This is a genomic window from Photobacterium carnosum (genome assembly GCF_021236965.1).
In the GTDB taxonomy this organism is placed as follows: domain Bacteria; phylum Pseudomonadota; class Gammaproteobacteria; order Enterobacterales; family Vibrionaceae; genus Photobacterium; species Photobacterium carnosum.
The window spans coordinates 55,720-77,459 of sequence record NZ_WMDN01000018.1; the positions used below are offsets into that span (position 1 = coordinate 55,720).

The 21,740-nt window shown below is 40.6% G+C and carries 19 protein-coding genes; 12 read left to right on the forward strand and 7 right to left on the reverse strand.

The annotated features are described in order from the left end of the window. Nucleotides 1–7 precede the first annotated feature (7 nt). From bamA to GLP24_RS15190, 11 genes are all read left to right on the forward strand, one after another. Nucleotides 8–2,413 carry an outer membrane protein assembly factor BamA gene (gene bamA / locus GLP24_RS15140; RefSeq protein ID WP_101769638.1) on the forward strand — a complete coding sequence of 802 codons (2,406 nt, stop codon included), beginning with the start codon at nt 8–10 and terminating at the stop codon, nt 2,411–2,413. A gap of 17 nt (nt 2,414–2,430) precedes the next feature. Next, nucleotides 2,431–2,940, forward strand: coding sequence for an OmpH family outer membrane protein (locus GLP24_RS15145; RefSeq protein WP_101769639.1), 510 nt, complete (start codon nt 2,431–2,433; stop codon nt 2,938–2,940). Nucleotides 2,941–3,042: 102 nt separating this feature from the next. Next, nucleotides 3,043–4,071, forward strand: coding sequence for a UDP-3-O-(3-hydroxymyristoyl)glucosamine N-acyltransferase (lpxD, locus tag GLP24_RS15150; RefSeq protein ID WP_101769640.1), 1,029 nt, complete (start codon nt 3,043–3,045; stop codon nt 4,069–4,071). A 92-nt stretch (nt 4,072–4,163) separates the two neighbouring features. Then, entirely contained in the window at nt 4,164–4,619 is a 456-nt protein-coding gene (fabZ, locus tag GLP24_RS15155) for a 3-hydroxyacyl-ACP dehydratase FabZ (protein ID WP_101769641.1), read from the forward strand. Further along, entirely contained in the window at nt 4,616–5,404 is a 789-nt protein-coding gene (gene lpxA / locus GLP24_RS15160) for an acyl-ACP--UDP-N-acetylglucosamine O-acyltransferase (RefSeq protein ID WP_152654175.1), read from the forward strand. Before fabZ ends, lpxA begins: the two co-directional genes overlap by 4 nt. Continuing rightward, nucleotides 5,404–6,549 carry a lipid-A-disaccharide synthase gene (gene lpxB, locus GLP24_RS15165; protein WP_232616208.1) on the forward strand — a complete coding sequence of 382 codons (1,146 nt, stop codon included), beginning with the start codon at nt 5,404–5,406 and terminating at the stop codon, nt 6,547–6,549. Before lpxA ends, lpxB begins: the two co-directional genes overlap by 1 nt. 2 nt (nt 6,550–6,551) lie before the next feature. Beyond that, the gene (gene rnhB, locus GLP24_RS15170) at nt 6,552–7,163 is read left to right on the forward strand and encodes a ribonuclease HII (RefSeq protein WP_101769644.1); all 612 of its coding nucleotides are present in this window, start codon (nt 6,552–6,554) and stop codon (nt 7,161–7,163) included. A 120-nt stretch (nt 7,164–7,283) separates the two neighbouring features. Continuing rightward, nucleotides 7,284–10,763 (forward strand): DNA polymerase III subunit alpha, encoded by a 3,480-nt coding sequence (dnaE, locus tag GLP24_RS15175; RefSeq protein WP_232616209.1) that lies wholly within the window; start codon nt 7,284–7,286, stop codon nt 10,761–10,763. A 70-nt stretch (nt 10,764–10,833) separates the two neighbouring features. Continuing rightward, nucleotides 10,834–11,793 (forward strand): acetyl-CoA carboxylase carboxyl transferase subunit alpha, encoded by a 960-nt coding sequence (gene accA, locus GLP24_RS15180; protein WP_152654177.1) that lies wholly within the window; start codon nt 10,834–10,836, stop codon nt 11,791–11,793. Nucleotides 11,794–11,936: 143 nt separating this feature from the next. Further along, nucleotides 11,937–13,253: a tRNA lysidine(34) synthetase TilS gene (gene tilS, locus GLP24_RS15185; RefSeq protein ID WP_232601843.1), complete on the forward strand. Its 1,317-nt coding sequence runs from the start codon at nt 11,937–11,939 to the stop codon at nt 13,251–13,253. 170 nt (nt 13,254–13,423) lie between these two features. Further along, nucleotides 13,424–14,635, forward strand: a complete 1,212-nt coding sequence (locus tag GLP24_RS15190; RefSeq protein WP_101769648.1) for an aromatic amino acid transport family protein — start codon at nt 13,424–13,426, stop codon at nt 14,633–14,635. Nucleotides 14,636–14,705: 70 nt separating this feature from the next. On the opposite strand, the gene GLP24_RS15195 is transcribed toward GLP24_RS15190, so the two are convergent. The 7 genes from GLP24_RS15195 to metN all read right to left on the reverse strand — a co-directional run bounded on the left by GLP24_RS15195 (nt 14,706) and on the right by metN (nt 20,516). Then, on the reverse strand, nt 14,706–14,894 hold the full coding sequence (locus GLP24_RS15195; protein ID WP_101769649.1) for a DUF4250 domain-containing protein: 189 nt from the start codon (nt 14,892–14,894) through the stop codon (nt 14,706–14,708). Between the two features lie 3 nt (nt 14,895–14,897). Beyond that, nucleotides 14,898–15,101 (reverse strand): YaeP family protein, encoded by a 204-nt coding sequence (locus GLP24_RS15200; protein WP_101769650.1) that lies wholly within the window; start codon nt 15,099–15,101, stop codon nt 14,898–14,900. A gap of 184 nt (nt 15,102–15,285) precedes the next feature. Beyond that, on the reverse strand, nt 15,286–17,001 hold the full coding sequence (locus GLP24_RS15205) for a proline--tRNA ligase (RefSeq protein ID WP_221944802.1): 1,716 nt from the start codon (nt 16,999–17,001) through the stop codon (nt 15,286–15,288). A 126-nt stretch (nt 17,002–17,127) separates the two neighbouring features. Continuing rightward, complete coding sequence (gene tsaA, locus GLP24_RS15210) at nt 17,128–17,829, reverse strand: tRNA (N6-threonylcarbamoyladenosine(37)-N6)-methyltransferase TrmO (protein ID WP_232616210.1); 702 nt, start codon at nt 17,827–17,829, stop codon at nt 17,128–17,130. Between the two features lie 99 nt (nt 17,830–17,928). Next, nucleotides 17,929–18,744 (reverse strand): MetQ/NlpA family lipoprotein, encoded by an 816-nt coding sequence (locus GLP24_RS15215; RefSeq protein ID WP_232616211.1) that lies wholly within the window; start codon nt 18,742–18,744, stop codon nt 17,929–17,931. Between the two features lie 61 nt (nt 18,745–18,805). Then, nucleotides 18,806–19,492 (reverse strand): methionine ABC transporter permease, encoded by a 687-nt coding sequence (locus GLP24_RS15220; RefSeq protein WP_232616212.1) that lies wholly within the window; start codon nt 19,490–19,492, stop codon nt 18,806–18,808. After that, entirely contained in the window at nt 19,482–20,516 is a 1,035-nt protein-coding gene (gene metN, locus GLP24_RS15225) for a methionine ABC transporter ATP-binding protein MetN (protein WP_152654181.1), read from the reverse strand. Before metN ends, GLP24_RS15220 begins: the two co-directional genes overlap by 11 nt. 305 nt (nt 20,517–20,821) lie before the next feature. Here metN and gmhB point away from each other — a divergent pair, with 305 nt between their 5' ends. Next, the gene (gmhB, locus tag GLP24_RS15230; protein ID WP_101769655.1) at nt 20,822–21,379 is read left to right on the forward strand and encodes a D-glycero-beta-D-manno-heptose 1,7-bisphosphate 7-phosphatase; all 558 of its coding nucleotides are present in this window, start codon (nt 20,822–20,824) and stop codon (nt 21,377–21,379) included. Nucleotides 21,380–21,740: the final 361 nt, after the last annotated feature.

The window sequence follows — 21,740 nt, forward strand, 5'->3', positions numbered from 1 at the left end:
TACAGTAATGGCGATTAAAAAACTGTTAGTCGCATCGCTACTTTTAACAAGTAGCGTTGCGCATAGCGCGGAAAATAAATTTGTAGTTGATAACATTCGTTTTGAAGGTCTTCAGCGAGTCACTATGGGCGCAGCATTATTAAAAATGCCTGTTCGAGTTGGCGACACTGTTGATCCACAGGATATTTCAACGCTGATCAAATCTCTTTATTCTTCCGGCAATTTTGAAGATATTAAGGTATATCGAGACGGTAATACGTTACTGGTCGATGTAAAAGAACGTCCAACCATTGCTGACATTACTTTTGCTGGCAATAAAGCAATCAAAGATGAGCAGCTAAAAGAGAACCTTGAATCATCAGGCTTACGTGTTGGTGAAGCGCTAGATAGAACAACCTTATCTAAGATTGATAAAGGTCTAGAAGACTTCTATTACAGTGTGGGTAAATATAATGCCACTGTAGAAGCGGTTGTTACGCCTTTGCCTCGTAATCGTGTTGATATTAAATTTGTATTTACTGAGGGTGTATCCGCTAAAATTAAGCAGATTAATATCCTTGGTAATCATGTTTTTAGTGATGCTGATTTGGTCGGCAAGTTCAAACTTAAGGACAGTGTGCCTTGGTGGGACTTTATGGCCAATGAAAAGTATCAGAAACAAGTACTGCAAGGTGATTTAGAAACATTGCGTTCGCAGTATTTAAATAATGGTTATTTAAAGTACCGCTTAGAATCAACGCATGTTGCTATTTCTCCTGATAAAAAAGGCGTGTACATCACTTTAAAAATTCATGAAGGTGAGCAATACAAGGTTAAAAACGTTAAGTTCCAAGGTGACGTTGCTGGCCGTGTTGCTGAATTTGATAAGTTAGTAACCTTTAAATCTGGCAGTGTTTACAATGGTGCTGAAGTCACAGCATTAGAAGAAGCCGTTAAGCGTGAATTAGGTAAGGCAGGTTATGCTTATCCTAAAGTTACCATGATGCCTGAGTTTGATGATGCAGCACATCAAGTATCCTTGATCGTTAATGTTGAACAAGGGAAACGTGTGTATGTACGTAATATTGAATTTAGTGGTAATAACACCACTAAAGATGAAGTGTTACGTCGTGAAATGCGCCAAATGGAAGGTTCGTGGCTTAATGCTAAATCGATTGAAACAGGTAAGCAACGTCTAAACCGTACTGGTTTCTTTGAAAATGTTGATGTACAAACTGTCCGTGTGCCTGGTTCTGATGATCAGGTTGATGTGAAGTACAACGTTAAAGAAGCGAACTCTGGCAGTGTTAACTTCGGTGTCGGTTACGGTACTGAATCAGGTATTAGTTTCCAGGCGGGTTTAACCCAGAAAAACTTCTTGGGTACGGGTAATTTATTTGGCATTAATGCAATGACCAATGATTACTCTAAGAACATTAGCCTTGAATATAAAGATCCGTACTTCACGATTAACAACGTTAGTCTTGGTGGTAAGATTTACTACAACGAGTTTGAAGCATCAGATGCCAATATCTCGGATTATACCAACCAAAGTTATGGCGCAAGTTTAACGTGGGGCTTCCCATTCAATGAATTGAACTACTTTGATTTTAGCTTGGGTTATGATCATAATAAGATCTCTAATATTCAAGATTACTATCAGATCGAGCAGTTTAAAAAGATTCATGGCTTTGATGAAAATAATGATAATGCAATCGAACTTGATGACTTCAACTGGAGTATTTCATGGACGCGTAACCACTTAAACCGTGGTTACTTCCCGACGTCGGGTAATTATCAGAATGCATCATTTAAGATGACTATTCCTGGGTCGGATTCACAATACTTTAAGACTCAATATGATGTTCGTCAGTATATTCCATTAACTGAAAAACAAGACTACACCTTATTGCTACGTGGTAAATTAGGTTACGGTAACGGTTACGGTAAGACAGACAATGGCAGTGATCAATTAATGCCATTTTATGAAAACTACTATGCGGGTGGTTTTACAACTATTCGTGGTTTCCGTTCTAACACTGTTGGCCCTAAAGCAGTTTACGGTCAAGGCCAAGGTAATAACCAAAAAGGTGTGGTAAGTGATGAGTCTACGGGTGGTAATGCCATTGCTCTAGCGAGTATGGAATTAATTGTTCCAACCCCGTTTGCTTCTCAAGAAGTGAAAAATCAAGTACGTACCAGTTTCTTTGTTGATGCTGGTTCGGTATGGGATACTGAATTCCATCCTGATTATACCAACGCAAGTTCATTACCTGATTATTCTGACCCAGGTATGATTCGAGCGTCTTACGGTGCTGCATTACAGTGGATGTCCCCAATGGGTCCACTTGTATTCTCGGTTGCTAAACCAATTAAGAAATACGAAGGGGATGATGAAGAGTTCTTCACATTCACCATTGGTCAGTCATTCTAATTTTTAAGGAGAGTCTTTTGAAACAGTGGATTAAAGCAGCAAGTTTAGGTTTAGTAATTTTATCTTCATCTATGTATGCCAATGCAGCCGAAGCTGCACAAAAAATTGGTTATGTGTCTACTGGTCAGGCAATGTCTGAATTAGCGACACGTTACAAAGTGCAAGAAAAATTGCAAAAAGAGTTCAGTGGTCGCGTTGCAGCGTTACGTTCGATTGAGGGTAAAATGAAAACCAAAATCGAAAAAATGAAGCGTGATGGTGAGTTAATGACACCTCAACAACGTACTGATATTCAACGTCAACTTGCAGCACTTGATTCTGATTATAAGCTAAAAGCAAAAGCATTATCAGAAGATCAACGTCGTCGTGGCATGGAAGAAGAGCAGAAACTGGTTAAGAAAATCCGTACTGCTATCAATACTGTTGCGAAGAAAAATGGCTACAATGTTGTGCTAGATGCACAAGCAGTATTATTTGCAAATAAGAGTGATGACTTATCATCTAAAGTTATCGCTGCTGTAAAATAAAACAGTAACCCTGTGGTGAACGTTGTAGCTGACGAGTTCAGCTACAACTTTTGATCTAACAGCCACCTTATGTGGCTGTTGTTACAAGAGAGATAGAATAAAATGGCTGTAATTACTCTTGCTGAATTAGCTGATAAATTAGGTGCAGAGCTACATGGCGATGGCACAACTGAAATTCACTCAATTGCCGGGATGGGCAAGGCTGCTACAGGGCAAATAACGTTCCTTTCTGATAGCAAGTACCGTCAACAGCTTAGTGAGTGTCAAGCGGATGCAGTAATGCTACGAGAAGCGGATGTCGAGTTTTTTAATGGCAATATGTTAGTCGTAAAAGACCCTTACCTTAGCTATGCATTAGTGGCTCAACTTCTTGATACAACCCCTGTTGCTGCGACTGATATTGCAGCATCAGCGTATATTGATTCAACTGCAATTGTTGGTAGTAATGTTGCTATTGGTCATAATGCAGTGATTGAAGCTGGAGTACAATTGGGCGATAACGTTCAAATTGGTGCAGGCTGTTTTATTGGTAAAAACGCGATTATTGGTAATAGCACCAAATTGTGGGCGAATGTCACTATTTATCATAATGTCGTCATTGGCGCTCACTGTCTTGTACAATCAGGTACGGTTATTGGTGCCGATGGTTTTGGTTATGCTAATGATAAAGGTGAGTGGGTTAAGATCCCGCAACTGGGTTCTGTTCGCATTGGCAATCGCGTTGAAATTGGTGCTTGTACTACCATTGACCGTGGTGCATTAGACGATACCATTATTGATGATAATGTAATTATTGATAACCAGATGCAAATCGCTCATAACGTGCAAATCGGATATGGTACAGCGATGGCAGGAGCGACAGTCGTTGCTGGTAGTACTAAAATTGGTAAATATTGTATTATTGGTGGCGCTTCTGTACTTAATGGTCATATTAAGATTGCTGATGGCGTAACAATTACTGGCATGGGAATGGTGATGCGTAGTATTGAAGAGAAAGGTATGTACTCTTCAGGTATTCCGCTGCAACCTAACAAAGAGTGGCGTCGAACAGCTACCCGGGTTCATCGTATTGATGATATGAATAAACGTCTAAAAGCAGTTGAAAAACAACTTAAAGCTAAAGACGAATAATTTTTATTATCATTAATTGGCCTGCCTTTGTGTAGGCCATTTTGCATTTTCATCGGATATTTTTTATATCTTTTTAAGACAGGAATTTAGTTTTGACGACCGAAAAAAAGACGTTAAACATCACCGAAATTCAGGCACTTCTTCCTCATCGTTACCCGTTTCTTATGATTGATCGTGTTACCAATTATGATGAAGGAAAGACGTTAACAGCGATTAAGAATGTTTCTGTTAATGAGCCTCAGTTTACGGGTCATTTCCCCAATATGCCGGTATTTCCTGGCGTGTTGATTTTAGAAGCGATGGCACAAGCAACAGGTTTATTAGCCTTTAAAACCTTTGGTGCGCCAACAGAAAATGAACTGTATTATTTTGCGAGTATTGATAAAGCAAAGTTTCGTAAACCGGTAGTGCCTGGCGATCAAATGATTCTAGAAGTTGAATTTATTAAAGAACGTCGTGGTATCGCGTTATTTAATGGCATCGCTAAAGTTGATGGCGAAACAGTGTGTTCAGCAGAGCTTAAATGTGCGAGACGAGTATTCTCATGATTCATGAAAGTGCGAAAATTCATCCATCAGCTGTGATTGAAGATGGGGTGATCATTGGCGCTAATGTTACTGTTGGCCCGTTTACCTATATTGCAACAGGGGTTGAAATTGGTGAAGGCACTGAGGTGATGTCTCATGTTGTCATCAAAGGTCCAACAGTTATCGGTAAAGATAATCGTATCTTCCCGTTTGCGATTATCGGTGAAGAGTGCCAAGACAAGAAATTTAGTGGTGAAGCAACACGCTTAGAAATTGGTGATCGTAATGTGATCCGTGAAAGTGTTCAAATTCATCGTGGTACTACACAAGATAAGGGCGTTACTGTTGTTGGTAATGATAATTTGTTATGTGTAAATGCCCATATTGCCCATGATGTGGTTGTTGGTAATCATACTCATATTGGTAATAACTCTATTTTAGGCGGTCATGTTACTGTTGGCGATTATGCTGGTGTAATGGCATTGTCTGCGGTTCATCCGTTCTGTACTGTGGGTGCTTACAGTTATATTGGTGGTTGTTCAGCTGTCGTACAAGACGTACCACCGTATGTATTAGCTCAAGGTAACCACGCGAAACCCTTTGGTTTAAATATCGTTGGTTTACAGCGTAATGGGTTTGAAAAACCAGAACTACATGCCATTCGTCGAGCTTATAAAGAAATTTACCGCTCAGGAAAAACACTGGCAGAAGTAAAACCAGTTATTGCTGAAATGGCGAAAGATTGGCCGTCAGTTGGACGTTTTTCTGAATTACTTGATAACTCAGAACGCGGTATTATTCGCTAATGACGAAGCCTCTTCGAATAGCGATTGTCGCCGGAGAAATTTCCGGCGATATTTTAGGTGCTGGTTTTATTCAAGCCGTAAAAGCGCAATATCCTGACGCTGAATTTGTGGGGGTTGCAGGGCCTCGAATGCAAGCTCAAGGCTGTGAAGCGCTGTTTGATATGGAAGAACTTGCGGTAATGGGGATTGTTGAAGTCCTTGGTCGATTACCACGATTATTCAAAGTAAAAGCCGAGCTTGTTAAGTACTTTAGCGATAATCCACCGGATGTGTTTGTTGGTATTGATGCGCCTGATTTTAATCTACGGCTTGAAAAAGATTTAAAAGATCGTGGTATTAAAACGGTGCACTATGTTAGTCCATCAGTATGGGCTTGGCGCCAAAAACGGATTTTTAAAATTGAAGCCGCCACTAATTTAGTATTGGCTTTTTTGCCATTTGAAAAAGCATTTTACGATAAGTTTAATGTGCCATGTCAGTTTGTTGGTCATACCATGGCCGATGCGATCCCATTACAAACTGATCAAATTGCTGCTCGTGAGTTACTTGGCTTAGATCCAACTAAACGCTGGTTAGCGGTGCTTCCTGGTAGTCGTGGCAGTGAAATGGCGATGCTCGCAGAGCCCTTTATTGAAACCTGTAAAAAACTTAAAGTAAAACATCCTGAGTTAGGCTTTGTGGTCGCATTGGTGAATGAAAAACGTCGTGCTCAATTTGAACAAGCATGGCAAGCGACTGCGCCTGAATTAGATTTTGAATTAGTGGATGATACTGCTCGAAATGTCATGATAGCGGCGGATGCGGTGCTACTCGCATCAGGGACCGTTGCATTAGAATGTATGCTGGTGAAACGTCCGATGGTGGTGGGCTATAAAGTGAAGCCACTCACTGCGTGGATTGCCAAGCGGATGCTAAAAACGAAGTATGTTTCATTACCTAACATCATGGCTGATCGTGAATTAGTTACCGAACTACTTCAAGATGACTGTACGCCAGATAAGTTGTTCTATGAAGTTGATAAAATCCTTTATGGTGATACCACAGCATTAATGGCGCAGTTTGAACACATGCATAAAACCATTCGTTGTAATGCTGATGAACAAGCGGCACAAGCAGTGTTAGCATTAATCGATAAGGCACAGTAATTATGGCTGAAAAACAAGATTTTCCTCCTTTTGTATACCCACAAGCTAATTGTATTGCGGGTGTTGATGAAGTCGGTCGTGGCCCATTAGTCGGTGCAGTCGTTACGGCGGCAGTAATTTTAGATCCTAATAATCCGATTGTAGGATTAACCGATTCTAAAAAACTCAGTGAGAAAAAACGCAATTTTCTGTTTGGTGAAATCAAAGAAAAGGCACTTGCGTGGTCACTTGGTCGCTGTGAAGCTGATGAAATTGATCAATTAAATATTTTACAAGCGACCATGGTTGCTATGCAACGTGCTGTCGCTGGGCTTCATATTCAGCCTGATTTTGTATTGATCGATGGTAATAAAATCCCAGCACTACCGATGGCAGCATTAGCGGTGGTTAAAGGGGATTTGCGGGTTGACGAAATCAGTGCTGCGTCAATTATTGCCAAAGTTACTCGTGATCGTGAAATGGAAATCCTTGATGCGGAGTTTCCACAATATGGGTTTGCTAAGCATAAAGGCTATCCGACTAAAGCGCACTTTGCCGCTTTAGAGCAATACGGTGCGATTGAGCAACATCGAAAAACATTTAAACCTGTTAAGCGCGTATTGGGTCTTGATTAAGTCCTTGTGATTGCGTGATAAAAAGGCGAACCATTTGGTATCGCCTTTTTTTATACGACGAATGACTACCCGATCGGGTATAATTTTTGTTAATTAAGTAATGTAATGAATTAGGTTGTCATGGCAGAACCACGTTTTATCCACCTTCGAGTTCATAGTGATTATTCAATGATCGATGGCTTGGCGAAAGTGAAACCTATCGTTAAGCGCGCCGCTGAACTTGGCATGCCAGCATTGGCTTTAACTGATTTCACGAACCTGTGTGGTTTAGTGAAGTTTTATTTTGCTGCCCATGATGCGGGCTTGAAGCCGATTATTGGTGCCGATTTTAAAGTACAAAGCCAAGACATGGGCGATGAGCTATTTGAACTCACCATTTTAGCCGCTAATAATGAAGGCTATAAAAACCTCACATTATTAATTTCAGAAGCGTATCAACGTGGTCATGTTCAGCATCAACCCGTGATTGATAAAGAATGGCTTATTAAGTACCGTGAAGGGTTAATTATCTTATCGGGTGGTAGAACGGGCGATGTTGGGCGTGCATTACTCAAAGGTAATCAACAGCTAACTGATGCTTGTGTCGCTTTTTATCAAACCTATTTTCCGGACAGCTATTATTTAGAATTGGTTCGTACTGGACGTGTTGATGAAGATGCTTACCTTCATTTTGCGATTGAATTAGCGGAACAATATGATTTGCCAGTGGTAGCAACTAATGATGTGCGACTACTTAACGCTAATCAATTTGATGCCCATGAAATCCGTGTTGCTATCCATGATGGTTATACCATGGTCGATCCTAATCGACCTAAGCTTTACAGTGAACAGCAATACTTGCGCAGTGAAGATGAAATGTGTGAGCTGTTTGCTGATATTCCTGAAGCATTACAGAACTCAGTAGAAATTGCTAAACGATGTAATGTGACTGTTCGCTTGGGGGAGTATTTTCTACCAAACTTCCCGACCGGTGATATGAGTATCGAAGACTTCTTGGTGACTAAATCTCAGCAAGGTCTTGAAGAGCGACTTGAATTTCTATTTCCTGATCCAGAGGTTCGCGCTCAACGTCGCCCTGAATATGATGAACGTTTAGAAATTGAATTGAAAGTTGTTAACCAAATGGGATTCCCGGGTTACTTCTTAATCGTAATGGAATTTATTCAGTGGTCAAAAGATAACGATGTACCTGTAGGTCCTGGTCGAGGGTCTGGTGCAGGTTCATTAGTGGCATACGCGTTAAAAATCACTGATTTGGATCCGTTAGCATTTGACTTACTGTTTGAACGTTTCCTTAACCCTGAACGTGTATCCATGCCCGATTTCGATATCGACTTTTGTATGGATAAACGTGACTTAGTGATTGATCACGTTGCTGAAATGTATGGTCGTAATGCGGTATCGCAGATCATTACTTTTGGTACGATGGCCGCCAAAGCCGTTATTCGTGATGTGGGCCGTGTACTTGGGCATCCATATGGTTTTGTGGATCGTCTTTCTAAGTTGATTCCGGCAGAACCTGGAATGACGCTTGAAAAAGCGTTTGAGGTTGAACCTCAACTGGGTCAAGCTTATGAAGCTGATGAAGAAATTCGTGACCTCATTGATATGTGTCGCATTTTAGAAGGTGTGACACGTAATGCGGGTAAACATGCTGGTGGTGTGGTTATTTCACCGACAACCATCACTGATTTCTCACCATTATATTGTGATGCTGAAGGTAATAACCCAGTAACCCAGTTTGATAAAAATGATGTTGAAACTGCGGGTTTAGTGAAGTTTGACTTCTTAGGTCTGCGAACACTCACCATCATTGATTGGGCGTTAGGGATGATTAATCCTCGCCGAGTAGAACAAGGGTTAGAGCCCGTTAATATTGCAGCAATTCCAATGGCGGATAAAAAGTCATTTGATATGTTGCAACGCTCGGAATCAACCGCAGTATTCCAGTTGGAATCCCGTGGTATGAAAGATTTGATCAAACGTCTACGACCCGACTGCTTTGAAGATATGATCGCCTTGGTGGCATTGTTCCGCCCCGGTCCATTACAATCTGGCATGGTAGATAACTTTATTGACCGTAAGCATGGTCGAGAAGCGGTATCTTACCCAGACGAAAAATGGCAACATGAGTCGTTAAAAGAAATTCTTGATCCAACTTACGGTATTATTCTGTATCAAGAACAGGTAATGCAGATCGCACAGGTGCTGGCTGGCTATACGCTAGGTGGTGCAGATATGTTACGTCGTGCGATGGGTAAGAAAAAAGCCTCTGAAATGGCTAAGCAACGGGCAGTGTTTGAGCAAGGTGCTATCGACAACGGTGTTGATGGCGAATTGTCGATGAAAATCTTTGACTTGGTAGAAAAATTCGCCGGTTATGGTTTTAACAAATCGCACTCAGCCGCTTATGCGTTAGTGTCATATCAAACATTATGGCTGAAAGCCCATTATCCTGCTGAATTTATGGCGGCGGTAATGACGGCTGATATGGACAATACCGATAAGATTATTAGCTTGGTTGATGAATGTCACCGCATGAATCTTAAATTATTACCGCCAGATGTGAATAAAGGTCTGTACCGATTCAATGTTGATGATGACGGCGCAGTCGTTTATGGTATTGGCGCGGTTAAAGGTGTTGGTGAAGGGCCGATTGAAAATATTATTAGTGCCCGTGAAAAAGATGGTCATTTTAAAGATTTATTTGATTTCTGTGCTCGTATTGACACTAAACGGGTTAATAAACGTGTTTTAGACAAGTTAATTAAATCGGGTGCATTAGATCGACTTGGACCTAACCGAGCGGCAATGTTAGCGACACTTGATGATGCAATTAAAGCGGCAAGTCAATATCATAAAGCACAAGCATCAGGTCAAGATGATTTGTTTGGTGTATTAACCGAAGCGCCTGAAGAAGTCGAGCATGCTTATGCTAATATTGAAGAAGCACCTGAAAGTGTTTGGCTTGAAGGTGAGCGGGAAACGTTAGGGTTATATTTGACGGGTCACCCTATTAATGCCTATATTTCAGAATTAAAACATTACACCACTTGGCGTTTAAAAGATGCACAGCAAACAGGACGTGATAAAGTAGCGTCTGTTGCAGGGCTAGTGATTGCCGCCCGAGTGATGACCACTAAGCGTGGTAGCCGTATAGGCTTAATGACATTAGATGATCGTTCAGGTCGCATGGAGGTGATGTTATTCACCGATGCTCTTGATCGTTACATGGATTTGCTCGAAAAAGACAAAATAGTGGTCGTATCTGGACAGGTCAGCTTTGATGATTTCAATGGTGGCCTTAGAATGTCAGCTCGTGAAGTACTCGATATTTCAGAAGCACGAGAAAAACATCTTCGTGGTGTCGCTATTTCGGTAACAGAAGAGCAAATCGACGAACAATTTTTTTCCCGTTTCAGCCAAGTGCTGGAACCGCATAGAGCAGGTACTGTACCTGTACATATGTATTATCAGCGCTCGAATGCTCGGGCCAAGTTTACCTTAGGAACAGAGTGGCGCGTAACGCCTGCCGATAAATTATTATCGGATTTAAAAATGCTCTTAGGTGATAAACAGGTCGAGCTTGAGTTTAATTAAGTTAGCTTGTTATTTGTGGTAGGGTATAACAAACCCTATCATTAAAATAAGCAAAAGGATTTTAAGTGGTATGAGCCTGAACTTCCTCGAGTTTGAACAACCGATTGCAGAATTAGAAGCAAAGATTGAAGCACTGCGTGATGTATCGCGTCGTGATGAATCTAACTCGGTTAATCTTGAAAAAGAAATTGAGCAACTAGAAAAGAAAAGCCTCGAATTAACTAAGAAAATCTTTGGTGATCTTGGTGCCTGGCAGGTTGCGCAACTCGCACGCCATCCTCAGCGCCCATATACTTTTGATTATGTCGAGCATATGTTCGAAGAGTTTGATGAATTAGCCGGTGATCGTGCTTTTGCTGATGATAAGGCGTTAGTGGGTGGTATTGCACGTATTGATGGCCGTCCAATTATGGTTATTGGTCATCAAAAAGGTCGCGGTACTACTGAAAAAGTTAAACGTAACTTTGGTATGCCAAAACCTGAAGGTTATCGTAAAGCGTTACGCCTAATGAAAATGGCTGAACGTTTTAGAATGCCTATCGTCACTTTCATCGATACTGCGGGTGCATACCCTGGTGTTGGTGCAGAGGAGCGTGGTCAATCAGAAGCGATTGCAATGAACCTAAAAGTTATGTCCGGTTTAACTGTACCTATTATTTGTAATGTAGTGGGTGAAGGTGGTTCTGGTGGTGCGTTAGCAATTGGTGTGGGTGATTGTGTCAACATGTTGCAATACTCAACCTATTCAGTTATTTCACCTGAAGGTTGCGCATCAATTTTATGGCGTGATGCTGATAAAGCCCCACAAGCTGCTGATGCGATGGGACTAACAGCCCCTCGATTGAAAGAACTTGAGTTAATCGATAATATTATCGAAGAGCCATTAGGTGGTGCGCATCGCAACATGCCATTAATGGCAAATAGCTTAAAAGCACAAATTAAAGCGACATTAGAAGAGTTAGAACTGCTTGATACTGAAGCACTACTTGAACGTCGTTACCAGCGTCTAATGAGTTACGGTTACTGTTAATCGTTATGATTTATTCGCATCAAAAAGGTCAGCATTAATGCTGACCTTTTTTTATATTTCATATTCGCCAATACAGTTTGTTAGTGTTGGTTAATTCATTGCTGGTATAAACTAGGTCGTCTATTTTTCGAAGATATAAGCCAATGTTGTATTCTCATTTTTGCCATCAAATATTTGCCTACCCACTAGGCACAAAACGGTTAGTGTTAGCACTAAGCGGTGGGTTAGATTCGCGAGTAATGCTAGATTTACTCGCTCGATTTATTAATGAACATCCTGACTATCATGCTGATGCTGTTTATGTTCATCATGGGCTGAGCACTAATGCCGATATTTGGGCGCAGCAATGTGTTGTTTGGGCGGAAAGTAGTGGTTTACGTTGTGATATTGAACGAGTGCATTGCGAATTAGGCGGTGGTGCAAGCGTTGAACAAGCTGCTCGTAATGCGCGTTATCAAGCATTATCAAACCATATTCAAGTTGGTGATACATTGCTGACAGCGCAGCATGCTGATGATCAAATTGAAACCGTATTGTTAGCTTTAAAACGAGGCAGTGGTCCGGCGGGGTTAGCGGCAATGCCTGTGTTAACAACGTTTGCTCTAGGGCAACACTTACGGCCGTTATTAACCATTAGCCGTGCAGATATTGAAGCCTATGGTACTCAGCATCAATTACAGTGGGTTGAAGATGAAAGTAATCAAGATCAGCGTTACGATCGTAATTTTATTCGGCATCAAATAACACCCTTGTTAAATGATCGGTGGCCGGGCATACGTAAAGCTGTAAGTCGTAGTGCACATTTATGTGGTGAACAAGAAGGCTTATTAGAAGAGTTATTAAGCTATCAACTCCAACAAGCACTACAGGCTGATGGTAGTTTACGTATTACAGAAAATATCAGTGCTCGTTTAGGGATGGCGCTTATTCGTCAATGGCTGAAACAGCAAGCGGTGATCATGCCATCACTGGCACAGCTTGAACAAATTTGGTTTAACGTAGTGCAGGCCAAAGTCGATGCTAATCCACAAGTGTGCTGGCAACAGTATCAAGTACGTCGTTACCAACAGCAGTTATATCTCTTAGAACAATGGCCAGACATTAGTGATTGGCAGCATGAAGTGATCATTAACCAACCATGCCAATTACCACAAGCATTAGGGACGGTGTATTTGCAGCAACACGCCCAAGCAGGATTACGTTTACCTTATGCTGATGAAGTGGTCTCGATCCGGTTTGATTATTTAGGCCCAGAGATAAAACCACAAGGCCGCAGTGGTAAGCGTAAGTTTAAAAAATTACTCCAAGAATATCAGGTGCCGAGTTGGTTACGTCGCCGTACACCGATGTTGTTTTATGGTGAGCAATTAGTCGCTATCGCTGATGTGTTTATTGTGGATGAGTTTATTGCTCCAGTAACAGCAACCACAACGGTGCAGTTTATATGGCAACGTTCATAATTCCTTTATTGGCTCTTTTTGTAATAAAACCGCACATGTTAATTTATTTAACATATGCGGTTGTTAAATAAATATTTATTCAGATCGATATTCTTTTGTTGCTAAAATATTCGAGGCATATTATCGTACTAGTTCGCTGATACAAAATAGATGCTAATAAAGGATAGAACATGAGTAAACCATCGACACTTGGAGGTGCATGCATTATTGCTAGTGTGTGCGTAGGTGCAGGCATGCTTGGATTGCCAAGTGCAGGTGCTGGCGCATGGACATTATGGACTGTACTTGCGATCTCAGTAACGATGGTGATGATGACGTTATCAGGGTGGTTATTACTTGAAGCATTAAAACATTATGATTTTAAAGTTTCATTTAATACCATTACAAAAGATGTACTTAAAGGCAAAGTGAATGCGATCAATAACCTCTCGCTATATTTTGTTGGTGGTATTTTACTTTATGCTTATATTTCTTCATCAGGCATGATTTTTGGCGGTGTATTTGATATTAATGCCAAACTAGCGTCAGTATTATTTGTGATCGCATCGTCTGTTTTTGTACTTCATTCAACTCGTGCCGTTGATCGTATTTCAGTTTTATTAATTATTTTTATGGCGATCAGCTTTATTATTGGCATATCGGGCTTAGCGACTAATATTCAGGTGCCCACTTTACTTGATAGTCTTGATTCACAAACCAGCCTTTCTCCTTATGCTCTTGCTATTTTGCCAGTAGCATTAACCTCTTTTGGTTATCATCATTCGGTAAGCACCATGCGTGATTATTACCGTGATGAAAATCGTGCCAAAAACGCTATTTTAGGCGGCACCTTGATTGCATTAACGTTTTATGTGATTTGGGTGGTGTGTATTTTTGGTAATTTACCGCGTACACAATTTGGACCCATTGTCGCCGCTGGTGGTAATGTTGATGCGTTAATGACAGCATTGGGCGGGGTGGTGAACTCTAACAGTATCAAACAAGCTTTAAATATTTTCTCAATTGCAGCTGTGGTGTCATCATTTATTGGTGTTGGTTTAGGGGTTTTTGATTATCTGGCTGATTTTTTTGGTTTTGAAGATACTCAACAAGGCCGCTTTAAAACTTGGGCGGTGACTTTTATTCCACCATTAGTGTTTTCATTGTTTGCCCCATTTGGATTTGTAGCGGCGATTGGATTAGCGGGTGCTGCTGCGACGATTTGGACCTGTATTATTCCAGCATTGTTAGCGAAAAAACTGCGTCAGCGTCAACCTGAACAACAAGGGTTTGTTGTACCCGGTGGCAATATTACCATTTATGCGGTGATTATTTTTGGCGTGCTAACGGCTATTTTCCATATCTTAGCCATGGCGAATATTTTACCCGTATTCAACGGTTAATATTGAAAAATAAATAAAAAAAACGGCAGTTTGACTGCCGTTTTTTTATTTTTAAATACAAGATGATACGTTAACGAAACTGTTGTACTTCAGGTAAAAAATCAAATCCACCCGTCGCTAATTTTGCAATTAATTGTTCACGATCGATATCGAAAAATTTCACTAAATCATCGAGGGTATTAAATTCATCACGGATCTTCATGTTGATGATACTCATCAGCATTATTGTGTCCATGGTTTCAAATTTTGATAGATCCATCGTTTAGTCCTCGTGATCACTGATAAGTAAATTTGCAGCAGCAAAAGCGGCATGTTCACGTACGTCTAATGGCAATTCAGTATTGGTGGCAATATCATTCAATGTTTTAATTGCACACTTAATTGCCGTGGGAATATAGCCTTGATCGCCACTGCCAATTTGAGAGTAAGTCATTCGAATTAGCTCACAGCATTGATAAACTTGCATGGTCTTTCCTTTGCCTAAAAATATTCACATAAGATCAGTGTAACGAATGTTATGTGGATATACTTAAGTGGCTATTGAATTGAATATTATCATAGCCGTGAAAGAGATAAAAAATGTTTATGATAATTCAGCTATAAAAAAAGCTGCCTAAATGGGCAGCTTTTTCAAATTAGATAGTTGTTAATTAAGCCATTTTTTGCTTAAGAAAGTCCATAACATCAGCAGCAACAACTGCTTCTTTAGTACCAGTACGACGGTTCTTATATTCCATCTCACCATTTTCAAGGCTACGATCGCCAATCACGATAGTGTGAGGAATACCGATTAATTCCATGTCAGAGAACATTACACCTGGACGTTCTTTACGATCATCAAATAATACTTCGATACCCATTGCAGTAAGATCTGCGTATAGCTTCTCTGCTGCTTCTTGAACGCGCTCTGATTTGTGCATGTTCATTGGTACGATAGCCACTTGGAAAGGCGCTAAAGCGTCTGGCCAGATGATGCCGTATTTATCATTGTTTTGCTCGATAGCTGATGCCACAACACGTGATACACCGATACCGTAACAACCCATTTCTAGAATTGAACTCTTACCGTTTGAATCAAGTACGCTACAGTTCATCTTATCAGAGTAAGTGGTACCTAACTGGAAGATATGACCGACTTCGATACCACGTTTTAGCATCAACGTACCTTGACCACACGGGCTTGGATCGCCTTCAACTACGTTACGTAGATCATCAACACGGCCAAGTTCAACGTCACGACCCCAGTTGATACCGATGTTGTGTTTACCATCGATGTTAGCACCAGCAGCAAAGTCACTCATTACTGCAACTGTGTGGTCAACGATAACAGGTAGTTCAAGGCCTACAGGACCTAGAGAACCCGCACCCGCGCCGATAAGCTCACGCATTTCTTCTTCAGTTGCCATCTCTAGAGGAGAAGCGACTTCTGCAAGGTTTTCTGCTTTGATTTCGTTAAGTTCGTGGTCACCACGGATGATTAATGCAACGATAGGTGCGTCGATTTCATCAGAAGCTTTAACGAATAACGTTTTCACTGTTTTTTCGATAGCAATGCCATGTTGTTCAACCAATTCTGCGATAGTTTTCGCATTGGGTGTATCAATCACTGTCATTGCTTGTGTTGGTTCTGCACGCTCAACAGCAGGTGCGATAGCTTCTGCTTTTTCGATGTTAGCAGCGTAATCAGATTCAGTAGAGAATGCGATTAAGTCTTCGCCACTTTCAGCTAGCACGTGGAACTCTTGAGAACCATTACCACCGATTGCGCCTGAGTCTGCTAATACTGGACGGTATTCAAGACCCATGCGATCGAAAGCTTTACAGTAAGCGGTATGCATAGTATCGAAAGACTTTTGTAGACCATCTTTATCGATATCAAAGCTGTAAGCATCCATCATGCAGAATTCACGTGCACGCATTACACCAAAACGAGGACGACGTTCATCACGGAATTTCGTCTGAATTTGGTATAGGTTTAGCGGCAGTTGCTTGTAAGAACTTACTTCATTACGCACAAGGCTAGTGATAACTTCTTCAGCGGTTGGGCTAAGTACAAACGGACGGAAATGACGGTCAGTAAAGCGAAGTAGTTCAGGGCCCATTTTTTCAGAGCGGCCTGTCTCTTCCCATAGTTCAAACGGCTGAACAACGGGCATCAAGGTTTCGATTGCGCCTGCATTGTCGATTTCTTGGCGAACGATGTTTTCGACTTTACGCAGCACACGCAGACCTGTAGGTAGCCAAGTGTATAAACCTGAAGCTAACTTACGGATCATGCCTGCACGTAGCATTAGTTGATGACTAATGACTTCTGCGTCGTTTGGCGTCTCCTTCAGGGTAGAAAGAAGATATTTACTGGTACGCATTGATGGTATCCGTTATTGATGAAAGGAAAGAGAAGGAACTGATGTTCCACCCGTCAGTATCATGACGATAGCCCGTTATATTACCAGTCTCGACGCTATTCGCCAAAGATAACTACATAAGATCTATTATTGATTAATGGTATCGATACTAATTACGGTGATCACAGGTTCTGAAACTGTAAATTGAACATTAAAATCAAATAAGTTAACGGCATAAGTTTTATTATCAGATTTGCCTTTTTTGTACGCGGGGCGTGGATCTTGCGCTAAGACTTCGGTGATCACCGCGCGATGATAATCCGCTTGTTTACCTGATAACTGTTGCTGGGCGTTAAGGCTAAATTCTACGGTTAGGGTTGGTGGTTGCTCTGAAGCAAAGCCACCTAATGCATCAGGTAAACTGTCGGAGTAGGGAATATAAGGTTTAATATCAATGATTGGCGTGCCATCAACTAGATCGGCGCCACCAATATCAATAATGACTTGACCATTATGATGACGTACCCCTTTTAATTTAACGGCAGACATACCGATACCGTTGGGTCGAAACGTCGCACGGCTAGCAAAGACTCCGATGCGCTCATTACCGCCAAGACGAGGTGGACGAACTGTTGGACGCCAACCAGCTTCTAAGTTTTGATCAAATAAAAATAATAACCAAATATGGCTAAATTGCTCAATGCTTCGTACTGCTTCTAATGAATTAGCAAGACCTTGTAATACAATCTCACAATTGGCACTTGGTACTAATCCGGGTTGGCGAGGGACTGCGAATTTTTCTTTATAAGGGGAGTGGATGATACCGATAGGTTCAATACTATAAGCCATTAAATTAGCCAATTATACGCTGAAAGTAATCTTATAATATAACATAAAAAAAGCAGGCACTCAGGCCTGCTCTTGATGTGAAAAGGTTAAGTAAGGCGATTACCAGCCTTTCACTGCTCCACCATTAAAAATGGTTTGCGCTGAGTTATAAACCTCATCAGATTGATAAGCTTGAATGAATTTTTGAACATTTTCTGCTTTGACGTTGTCTTCACGGGCGACAATGATATTGACGTAAGGTGATTGTTTGTCCTCAACGAACACGCCATCTTTTTCTGGGGTTAGGTTTAAACTACTCGCATAAGTGGTATTGATAATAGCCAGTGCAACATCATCTAATGAGCGTGGCAATTGTGCCGCTTCAAGTTCAACGATTTTTAGATTTTTAGGATTACCAATAATGTCTAATACGGTGGCTGATAAGCCAGCATCGGGTTTGAGTGTGATCAAACCTTGCTGTTGTAGCAATAATAATGAACGGCCAAGGTTGGTTGGATCGTTGGGAACCGAAATTTGATCGCCATCTTTTAATTCATCAACCGATTTAATTTTAGTGGAGTAACCCGCAATAGGGTAAACGAATGTGTTGCCCGCAATCGCAAATTTATAACCACGATCCTTGATCTGTTGTTCAAGATAAGGTTTGTGCTGGAAGGCGTTGGCATCAATAGAACCTTCTGTTAATGCAGCATTAGGTGATATGTAATCTGTGAAAGTGACTAACTCTACATCAAGCCCATATTTATCTTTGGCTTGTTTCGCTGCAACTTCGGCTACTTGCTCTTCAGCTCCCGCCATGACACCAATTTTTACTTTAGTGTTATCAATGGGGGTTTCTTGTTCGCTACAACCTGTTAATGCGATAGCTGCGGCAACACCGGCAATGGCAAAAAGATGTTTAAGATTGAACGCCATAGTATTTCTCCTTAAATGGGCTTTCCCTGATGGTGTAACTATAAAGAATAAGTTCGAGTTTTTAACGATGATCAACGCGTTTGACTAAGTGATCACCAATAGATTGAATAAGCTGTACCAAAATAACGAGCATAATGACGGTGATTGCCATGACGGTGCCATCAAAACGCTGATAACCATAACGAATACCCACATCACCTAAACCACCACCGCCTACTGTGCCCGCCATTGCGGAATAACTGATTAAGGTAACTAAAGTAATGGTGATCGCATTAATAATGCCGGGTAAAGCTTCAGGTAATAATACTTTGGCAATGATCTGCATCGGTGTTGCACCCATTGCTTGTGCCGCTTCAATTAATCCTGTTGGAATTTCTAATAATGCCCCTTCTACTAAACGAGCAATAAAAGGAATTGCTCCAACAGTCAGTGGCACAATGGCGGCGGCGGTACCAATGGAACTGCCAACCACAAATCGAGTAAAAGGGATAATGGCAACCAATAAGATAATAAACGGAATTGAACGGCCGATATTGACTACAATACCCAGTATTTTATTTAAAACAGGGTTTTGCCATAAACCATTTTTTTTGGTGAGGTGTAATGCGACACCAAGAGGAATACCAATAACAAAGCCAATTAAACCGGACACCAACACCATGGTTAAGGTTTGTCCCAATGCTTCGATAAGTAATTCAGCTAGGCGTTGATTGCTCTGCCACCATGTTGTTATTGCATCAAGCGACATATCCTAGTACCTCAACATTTAATTTGTGATCACGTAAAAATCTAATAGCGTTATCAATGGCGGTTTGAGTACCAAAGAACTCAGCGAGCATTAATCCAAACTTAACCCCGCCGGCATAATCCATATTTGAACTGAGAATACTGATATCAAGATTAAATTCGCGTGCGACTTGGCTAATTAACGGCGCATCAACAGAGTCTCCAGTAAATTCAAGCCGAATAAGGGGATAACTTCCTTTGACCGAGGTCGGTGTCATTCTTAATTGATAATCTTCCGGAATCGATAAATCTAACGTTGAGCGAATAAAAGCTTTTGCTAAGTCGGTTTTAGGGTGCGCAAAAATGTCACCTACAAGACCTTGTTCTACTAATTCTCCATCACCAATGATTGCGACTTGATGACAAATACGTTTAACGACATCCATTTCATGGGTGATTAATAAAATAGTTAAGTTTAGTTGTTGATTAATTTTACGTAATAACGACAGTATTGATTGGGTTGTTGCTGGATCAAGTGCGCTGGTGGCTTCATCACACAATAAAACTTTAGGATCAGAGGCTAAAGCTCGTGCGATAGCAACCCGTTGTTTTTGACCACCGCTTAAGTTTGATGGATAAGTGTTACGTTTATCTTCTAAACCAACGAGTGATAATAATTGCGTCACTTTGGTATTTATTTCGAGTGTTGAAAGACCAGCGAGTTCTAGTGGTAATGCAATATTGGCAAAAACAGTGCGAGATGATAGTAAATTAAAATGTTGGAAAATCATGCCAATTTTACGACGAGCTAATGTTAATTCGTTAGATGAAAGGGCGGTTAAATCAATACCATCAACAATGACATTACCCGTAGTTGGTTTTTCTAATAGATTCACACAGCGGATCAGGGTGCTTTTTCCTGCTCCTGATGAACCAATGACCCCGAAAATTGTTCCCTGTTCTATGGTGAGATTAATGTCTTTTAGGGCATTTATTGCGTTCTCACCTTGATAGAACACTTTATTGACTTGTTTTATTTCTATCATTGAACGTCCTGATTGATTAGATGCCACCTATTATAGACAAGTCATGTTATACAATGATTATTGTTAATAATTGGTTGTATTGGTTAAAATGTATCAACTTCTGTTAACCTGATGCTATTTCGAATCGGTTTTTAAGTCAATAGCTATTTTTACGGCTAGACGTCTAAACGGATTTGATATTTATAACAACGTTAACTTCAATGATAATCAGCCTTGTCGGGGTGAGAACTAATACTTTTCGATGCCAACTCGTGCCATAATCGTCATAATATTTAATTAATATCTAATTTATTGAGGGCTTTCTTGTGGCCAAACCTGCTGTCTTTATTGATCGCGATGGCGTAATAAACGTTGATCGTGGCTATGTACATACTGTTGATGATTTTGAATATATTGATGGTGTTTTTGGTGCATGTAAAAAATTCAAAGAAATGGGTTATTTACTTGTTTTAGTCACCAATCAATCAGGTATTGCTCGCGGTATCTTCAGTGAGGATGATTTCATCTCTTTGACTGAATGGATGGATTGGAATTTCGAAGATCAAGGCATTGAACTTGATGGTGTTTACTATTGCCCACACCATGCAACTGAGGGTAAAGGTGAATATTTACAAGATTGTGATTGCCGTAAGCCAAACCCAGGCATGTTGATATCAGCACAAAGTGACTTGAATATTGATATGTCAAAATCACTGATGATTGGTGATAAAGCGGATGACATGAAAGCGGCAATAGCTGCCGATGTTGCTTTTAAAGTGCTAGTTCGAACAGGTAAAGCGATCACTGAAGAAGGTGAAGCTTTAGCTGATGCTGTTTTTGACGGCATCAAAAATGTTCCGATTTGGTTATCACAAAAAGCATAATTGTTGTGAGATAAAGCAGTAGTTAAGCTACTGCTTTTATTTTATGATTATCAATAAAGCCTTGCAGCACACCCTTCCATAATTATTCCTGCTATTGTGAATCATAACGTTTATATTTCTTCTTCCTTTTTGCTTTCTTGTCGTTTTTAATTTTCATTTCAATCATTTTTAATCGCTAATAATATTCAATTTAGATGCGGGATTAAATGAAGCAATCATCATGTGTTGATTAAAAAACAGCTGAAACATAATGTTTTGAACAAAAAAAAAGCGATTGATTATTTTAGAGTAAAAAAACTATTGTCAGTTTCAAAAATCCTCCTATAATGCGACCTCACTGACACGGACAACGGCGCAAGCG